At 69.4% G+C, this 6,986-nt stretch carries 7 protein-coding genes and 1 riboswitch; of the genes, 3 read left to right on the top strand and 4 right to left on the bottom strand.

Going from position 1 to position 6,986, the window contains the following annotated elements; translation table 11 throughout:
- Nucleotides 1-353 precede the first annotated feature (353 nt).
- Genes ACWEH3_RS31860 through ACWEH3_RS31850 form a run of 3 tightly spaced genes read left to right on the top strand, consistent with a single transcriptional unit; the run spans nt 354 to nt 2,413 of the window.
- Nucleotides 354-1,784, top strand: coding sequence for a DUF4153 domain-containing protein (locus tag ACWEH3_RS31860; RefSeq protein ID WP_450026167.1), 1,431 nt, complete (start codon nt 354-356; stop codon nt 1,782-1,784).
- Nucleotides 1,785-1,818: 34 nt separating this feature from the next.
- Nucleotides 1,819-2,097 carry a hypothetical protein gene (locus ACWEH3_RS31855; protein WP_450026169.1) on the top strand — a complete coding sequence of 93 codons (279 nt, stop codon included), beginning with the start codon at nt 1,819-1,821 and terminating at the stop codon, nt 2,095-2,097.
- Entirely contained in the window at nt 2,090-2,413 is a 324-nt protein-coding gene (locus ACWEH3_RS31850; protein ID WP_450026171.1) for a ribbon-helix-helix domain-containing protein, read from the top strand. The genes ACWEH3_RS31855 and ACWEH3_RS31850 overlap by 8 nt, the downstream gene beginning before the upstream one ends.
- Here ACWEH3_RS31850 and ACWEH3_RS31845 read toward each other — a convergent pair.
- The 4 genes from ACWEH3_RS31845 to ACWEH3_RS31830 all read right to left on the bottom strand — a co-directional run bounded on the left by ACWEH3_RS31845 (nt 2,410) and on the right by ACWEH3_RS31830 (nt 6,850).
- Nucleotides 2,410-3,855 carry an alpha/beta fold hydrolase gene (locus ACWEH3_RS31845; protein ID WP_450026173.1) on the bottom strand — a complete coding sequence of 482 codons (1,446 nt, stop codon included), beginning with the start codon at nt 3,853-3,855 and terminating at the stop codon, nt 2,410-2,412. The genes ACWEH3_RS31850 and ACWEH3_RS31845 overlap by 4 nt on opposite strands.
- Before the next feature lie 272 nt (nt 3,856-4,127).
- Nucleotides 4,128-4,634, bottom strand: a complete 507-nt coding sequence (locus ACWEH3_RS31840; RefSeq protein ID WP_450026175.1) for an SLOG cluster 4 domain-containing protein — start codon at nt 4,632-4,634, stop codon at nt 4,128-4,130.
- Nucleotides 4,631-5,464, bottom strand: a complete 834-nt coding sequence (locus ACWEH3_RS31835; protein ID WP_450026177.1) for a DUF72 domain-containing protein — start codon at nt 5,462-5,464, stop codon at nt 4,631-4,633. Before ACWEH3_RS31835 ends, ACWEH3_RS31840 begins: the two co-directional genes overlap by 4 nt.
- Nucleotides 5,465-5,485: 21 nt before the next feature.
- Nucleotides 5,486-6,850 carry a purine-cytosine permease family protein gene (locus tag ACWEH3_RS31830; protein ID WP_450026179.1) on the bottom strand — a complete coding sequence of 455 codons (1,365 nt, stop codon included), beginning with the start codon at nt 6,848-6,850 and terminating at the stop codon, nt 5,486-5,488.
- Nucleotides 6,847-6,961: riboswitch (TPP riboswitch) on the bottom strand. (Overlaps the previous gene by 4 nt.)
- Between the last annotated feature and the right edge of the window lie 25 nt (nt 6,962-6,986).

Raw genomic sequence — 6,986 nt, 5'->3', positions numbered from 1 at the left:
CCTTTCAAGCCTCGATAGAGGCAAACAACCATCAGCTACACCCCACCGCCCTGGGCATCCAGGGCACCAACCCCAGACACCTACAAACTTAGGGACGAACCATGCTTCCCGAACCCGAATCCGCCTCGACGGCCGAACCCGAGGACTCTGTCGCATGGAGCGCTGAAAACGCTTACACCACACTGATTTCCGGGACTGCGATGGTCGAGCCGCCGGTCGCCGGATCGGGGGTACCGACGGTGGGCATCGCCGCTGCGGGTACACCGACCGGCGGGTCCGTCCAGCCTTTCCCGGGCGGCCCGACCGCGTGGCAGCGGCCACCCAAGTGGCGGCGTGTCGTCTGTCCTCCCGGCGTGGTTCCTGCCGCGCTCGTCTCCGGTCTGGCGGCGGCGATCCTCGTCCACTGGGACCGGCCCGGCATCGGCTGGGTTCTCGCCGCCGCGATCGCGGTGACGGCGGTCGTCCTCGTCGACCGGAACGCCCGCGGGGACGTGGCGAGCACGACGGAAGACACCACGGGGGACGCGGAACCAACGCTCGAAAGATGGGCGGCGACATCGCATTACGCGCGAGGAGCGCGGTTGGCGGGACGCGCGTGGTGGGCGACGCTGGCGCTCGCCCTGCTCGCGGTAGGCGCCGTCCGCGCCGCGGGCTGGCTGTTCGCCTTGTGCGTGCTGGCGGCGTGTGTCGCCGGTTCGCTGGCGGTCGTGGGCCGCCGCTCGGCGAACGGCATCCTCTACGACACCCTGGCGCTCGGCCTGGAGGCGGTCTCCGCCGTGCCGTGGGTGTACGCCGGTACCGCCAGGGTGCGCGGTGCGCACACGCCACGGGCCTGGCGGCTCGGGCTGTCGGTGGCGGTGACCGTCGCGCTGCTCGCGGTCTTCGTTCCGCTACTCGGCAGCGCCGACGCGATGTTCGCCGCGCTGCTGGAGACCGTGACGCCGGACCTGGACATCCCCTCGGTGGTGCGGTGGATCGTCCTGTTCGCGGTGGTCGCGCTCGGTGCGGTCAGTGCCTTGTTCGTGCTCGCGGGCCCGCCGCCGCCCGCCACCGCGCGCGCGGGTGGGCGAACACTGCGCCGTTCGGAATGGGCACTGCCGGTCGGCGCGCTCGCGATCCTGTTCGCGGCCTTCGTCGCGACCCAGTTCGTCGTGCTGTTCGGCGGCGACGAGCATGTCCGGAAGACCTCGGGCTTGACCTACGCCGAGTACGCCCGCACCGGCTTCTGGCAGCTGTCGGCGGTCACCGTCCTGACCCTCGCGGTGCTCGTGGTCGTGTTGCGCTGGGCGGCCCAGGACGCGCCCGCCGACCGGTGGTGGCTGCGCGGTCTGCTCACGGCGGTGAGCCTGCTGGCGCTGGTGATCGTCGCCTCGGCGCTCGGCCGGATGTGGACCTATCAGCGGGCCTACGGCTTCACGGTGTTGCGCCTGCTGGTGGAAGTCTGTGAACTGTGGCTCGGCCTGGTCTACGTCCTGGTCCTGGTCGCGGTGCTGCGCCTGCGCCGGGCATGGTTGCCGCGCGCCGTACTCGGCACCGCCATGGCGACCTTGCTGGCGCTGGCCGTGGTGGACCCGGAGCGACTCATCGCCGAGGAGAACATCGATCGCTGGCAGCGGGGCAAAGCGCTGGACACCGAATACCTGGTGACGCTGTCGCCGGACATCATGCCCGCGACCGAACGGCTTCCCGAGCCGCTACGTGCGGACGTACGTGCCCGGTTGCGCGCCGACTTGGGCGAGGACAACTGGCAGAGCTGGAATCTGTCCCGGGCGAGAGCGCGGTGAGCTTCCTTGCAATACACTTGTATTATCGCTGATCGTGGGTTATAACTGGCCTGAGTGGGCGCTGTTGTCGCTGGTGGGAATCGACCCGCGTGAAGTGCTGCAGGTGCTCATGGGTGTCCGCCGATGGCCTCGGCAGGCGCACGGCCGGAACGAGCTCGCGGTCCTGACGGTGTGGGGCCGGACCGAGGCGGGCCGGCCGCTCATCGTCGCTGTCCGCCGCACCGAAGGCTGGCAGTGGGACATCCTGGGCGCGGTCGAGATGACCGAGGCCCAGGTGGCCGAACTCGAGCGTTGGGAGCACACCGATGACTGACTATCCGACGAACCCGGAGGCCGTCCGGGACTTCCTCTCCGGTCTGCAATACAGTGACGCGCCGGTCGACGCGGCCGAGCTGCCCCCGCCGTTGCGTGCCGAGGACACGGTCACCGTCACCACGTCGCTGCGCATCCCACTGGAATTGCACCAGCGGGTCAAAAAGGCCGCCGAGCAGCGCAACGTGACCATGTCCGCGCTCATCCGCGACTGGATCGAACTGGAACTGGCCGCCCTGGAGAACGACCAGCCCATCTCACGCGCCGACGCCCTGCGGGCGCTGGCCGCCCTGCATCCCCTGCGCCAGTCGGCCTAGTCCGCGGCCGCTGGTGTGTCGCGGGTCAGGACGCGATCGAGTTGCGCGGCGAATTCATCGGCGGCGATGCGATAGCCGACGTGGTCGCCCGCGAACTCGACGAGGTCCAGGCCGAGTTCTTTCGCGAGTACAGCGTTCGGGAAGCCGGGAAAGGTGTCTCTCGATTCGCGTCCGACGCCGAGTACCAGCCGGTCCGACGCCGCGCGCAACGCCGCGAGATCCGGGGCGTACCGGGGATACTGCCTCAGCTCGTGTTCCATCCAGAAGACCAAGTTCTGCTGGATCCTGGTGACTATCGCGACGGCTTCCGGCGGCATCTGTTCGACGGGGGGAGGCGGCGTGGACCGCATGCCGATGCCCGCCGCGAACGCGGCCATGGCGGCGGAGGTGCCTTCGGTCCTGCCCTGTTCGTGGATGCCGTCGAGGAAGGCCAGCCACTTCTCGCCATCGGGCAGCAGCGTGGCCAGCGGTGGTTCGTGCGCGACGAGCGTGCGCACCAGTTCCGGCCGGGCGCGCAGCAATTCGAGCGCCACGATCGCTCCGGAACTGCTACCGAGGATGTGGGCGGGCTGGTCGGTGAGGTGCGTGAGCAGCGCGGCGGCGTCCGCGCCGTCGGTGATCACGCGATCGTGCGGCGGTCCGTCGATGGGGCTGCGAGTGAAGCCGCGCCGGTCGTAGGCGACCACGGTGTAGCGGTCGGCGAGCCGCTCGGCGACGGCGTCGAAGGATGCGGCGTCACCGTTGCCGCCGGGAATCAGCAGCAACAGCGGTCCGGTGCCGCGGATCTCGTAGTAGAGGGTCGCGCCGGGGACGGCGAGAGTGTGCTGGGTGGGGACATCCATCGGAAACGCTCCTGGGAGAAGGGACAACTGCCGCAACGCCTCCCGGATGACCGGTAGCGCGGGAACGGGTGGATCGGCATCGACCCATCGGTCGATGGCCACGCACAGCGCTGCCGTGAGAGCGCCGGCCATGATCCGCGGGAACATATCGGCGTCGATCGGGCGGCCGGTGCGCTCGGCGATGGCTTCGGCCAGTGCGTCCTCGATCACCGCCTGGGATCTGCGGTACTCACCTTGCAGCAGCGGCGCGCGGGTGATCAGGCGAACGCCGGCGGTCCACGCGGAATCGGGTGGCTCGGCGTCGCGGAATTCCGCCAGCACTGCGTGGATCACCGCGGGCCACAGCGGCTCGGCGACCGGGCGGCCGCGCAGGGCGTCCGCGATCCGGCGGGCCCGGCCCACCGCCACCGAGCAGACGGCCTCGTACTTGCTCGCGAAGTAGTTGTTGAACGTCCGCGGCGACACCCCGGCCGCCGCGGCGATGTCCTCGACGAGAACGTTGTCCAGCCCCCGCTCCACGGCCAGTCGCAGCGCCGCGAAACCGAGCGCCTCGCGGGTGGCGAGCTTCTTGCGTTCGCGCAGGCCGAGTACGAATGCCACGGCTCCACGGTAGCGAAATTTGCGTGATGCGCAAGATTGCGTGATCGGAAAGATCTGGGAGAAAGCAGGTTAAGCGATTCGGCAATCCGGAAAACTTGTGGCAGTGCCGCGCTGGCTACAGAGGGCAATCACAGCGCCAATTTTTCGACGCAGCGCAGGTGAGCCGAATTCGCGCCTGGCGCAACGACGGCCCGCGGTGCGTGCCGCGCGAGGCATGGTCGGCTCCTGACGCCTTGTGCACCGCGCCGTCCGCCCCGGATCGATCGGTGGCCTCAGGTCGGCTCCGCCGGTGCGGAATCGATCCCGTCCAGCGCCCGGCGCACCGCGTCGGCCGGATCCGCCGCGCCCACCGTCGCCGCCACCGGACGTCCATTCGCGTCGCGAATCTGCCAACCGCCCAGGGAGACAACCGGAATGCCATCACGCCTGCGGGCCAGCGCGACCTCCGACAGCGTGCCCCACGAACCGCCGATGACGATCACCGCGTCCGCCGACTCGACGAGGATCGCGTTGCGCGCCTCACCCATGTTCGTGAACAGCACCGCCGACAGCCCGGGACACACCGCGTCGCGGTCGGTGTCCGGACGCACGCCGATCACCAGTCCACCGGCCTCGGCGGCACCACTGGCGACCGCGGCCATCACCCCGGACCCGCCGCCACACAAGACGGTGACCCCGGCCCGCGCCAAAAGTTCGCCGACCGCACGCGCCCACTCCGCTTCCTGTCGCGTGCACTCCCTGGGTCCGCACACCGCGACCTGCCGCGTCACCTTCGTCATCCCGCGGGCCGTGGCGACACGAGCGACGCCAGGCGCTCCCGCAACGCCATCGCGTCGCGCGGTGCCCGCACCTTCGCGTCGTTGTCGAAATAGGTGTAGACGTCCAGCGATCCGGCCCACGAGCGGATCTTCTCCGCCCACATGTCCAAGCCCTCATCGGTGTATCCGCTGACGTAGAGCTCGTCGTGCCCGTGCAACCGGATGTAGACGAAGTCGGCGGTGACTTCTTCCAGCAGCGGGTACTTGCCCGCCGCGTCGGCGACCACGAGGGCGACCTGGTGGCGGCGGAGCAGATCGGTGCAGGCCGAGGTCACGAAGCTGTCGTGCCGGATCTCCAGGGCGTGCCGCAACGGCCGATCGGCGTCGGTGCTCGTATGCGCGGGATCGACGCGGTGATCGTGCCGCCGTGCGATCTCGGCGGCCTGCTCGGTGCTACGCGGTAGCCCGGACAAGAAGGCGTCCAGCACATCGGCGTCGAAGCGGAAGGTCGGCGGCAGCTGCCACAGAATCGGCCCCAACTTGGGCCCGAGCGCCAGCGGGCCGGAGGCGAGGAAGTTGGCCAGCAGTTCGTCTCCGTCGCGCAGCCGCTTCATATGCGTAATGAACCGGCTGCCCTTCACCGCGAAGAGGAAATCGTCCGGAGTCTGCTCCGCCCACTTCTGGTAGCTGGAGGGGCGTTGCAGTGCGTAGAACGAGCCGTTGATCTCCACGCTGTCGAGCTGCTCCGAGAGATAGGCCAACTCGCGCTTGTGCGCCAGGCCCTGCGGATAGAACGTCCCGCGCCAGGGCGGGTAGACCCAACCCGACGTGCCGATCCTGATCTGGCCCATGTCTCCATGGTGGCGCATTCGCTACGCCGATGGGGTCCTCGTCGCCACCTTGCCGACCAGCCAGGCCACCGCCAGCGCCGCCAGGAACGACAGCAGCGATGCGCTCATCCACGCCTGCGCGGTGAAGTGCAGAGCCTGCCGAACCCGATCCCAGAACTCGGTCCACACTCCGGCGTCACCCGGGTTGATCAGTTGATACACCGCGAATCCCGCCAGCCATGCGACCACCATGCCCCACCGCGCCGGCGCGTCGGGAGCGGTGTTCCACTCGCGGTGGCCCCGCAGGAAGAAGTCGGCGACCAGCACGCCGAGCAGCGGCACGAATACCGAACCGATGAGTCCGAGGAAGCCGAAATAGTTGGTCATGTCCAACCGCAGGGCCAGCACCGTGATCAGGGCGCCGAGGCCGATCGAGAGCACCCGGCGGTCGACGCGCGGCGCGAGGTTCTGGATCGACACGGCGGTGGAGTACACATTGGCGAACGATTGGTCCGCCTCCCGCAGCACGAAGACGAAGAAGAACAGCGCACCGAGGCTCACCTGCAGGAACGGTGCATACGGCCCGCCTGCGCCGGTTGCCAGCGCCAGCGCGAACAGGCCGAGGACGTAGGCGATGATCTGGGTGAGCGCGTACGCGCCGCTGGCCGCGCCGAACGCCGAGCGGCCGGTGCGGGAGTGCCGGGTGTAGTCGGCGGCGACCGGAACCCACGAGATCGAGACGGCCAAGGCGGCATCGGTGGCGACCCAGAAGAGGTTCCAGTCGACGCCGAACGGTCCGCTCCCGCTCGGTCCCGGGTTCGCCCGGAGGTCGGGCAGACCGGCGCGGAAGAACTGCGCGTAGAACCAGATCAGGGCGATCACCACACCGGCGGTCACGAACCTGCGCAGCAGACGGACCGAGCCCAGCGGCCAGATCGTGAGGACGGTCGTGAGCACGCCCGCGACCACCACATAGAGCCAGTGCGGGCCGCCGCCGAACAGTTCCCCTGCCGCGTCGCCGATGACGATCAGCTCGAACGTTCCCCAACCGATCAGCTGCGCGATATTCAGGACGGTCGGCAGATAGCTGAGTTTCGCGCCGAACAGCCCACGCAGCAGCACCATCGCGGGTTGTCCGGTACGCGCGCCGGTCAGCGCGGCGGCGCCGAGCATCAGTCCGCCCACCAGGGTGCCGAGGACGGTCGCCAGGATGCCCGCCGCGATCGAGATCTGCGCCGCGCCCTCGGTGTTCGGCGCGAGCACCGTGTACGCGCCGGAGAACGCGATGAGGCTGACGCCGAGATTGGCCCAGAACGCGCTCTGGTCCCAGAACGAAAGCACTTTCGGCGCGGGCTGGTCGAGGGTGAGCGGGGCTTCTTGCGCCGCGCTCGCGCGGGTCGACGACATGACGGAAACGCTCTCCCTACGCCGGCATTACCCGGACAGGTTCATGCGGTCGGCGACGCGTGCGGTCCGCCCTCTCAGCCCGGCCGTGCCCGAGCTCCCGCGGTGGGGTGATTCCGGCGAATACTACCCCGCGCCG

The organism is Nocardia sp. NPDC004718 (assembly GCF_053601535.1).
This window is presented reverse-complemented; position numbering and strand designations above follow the sequence as displayed.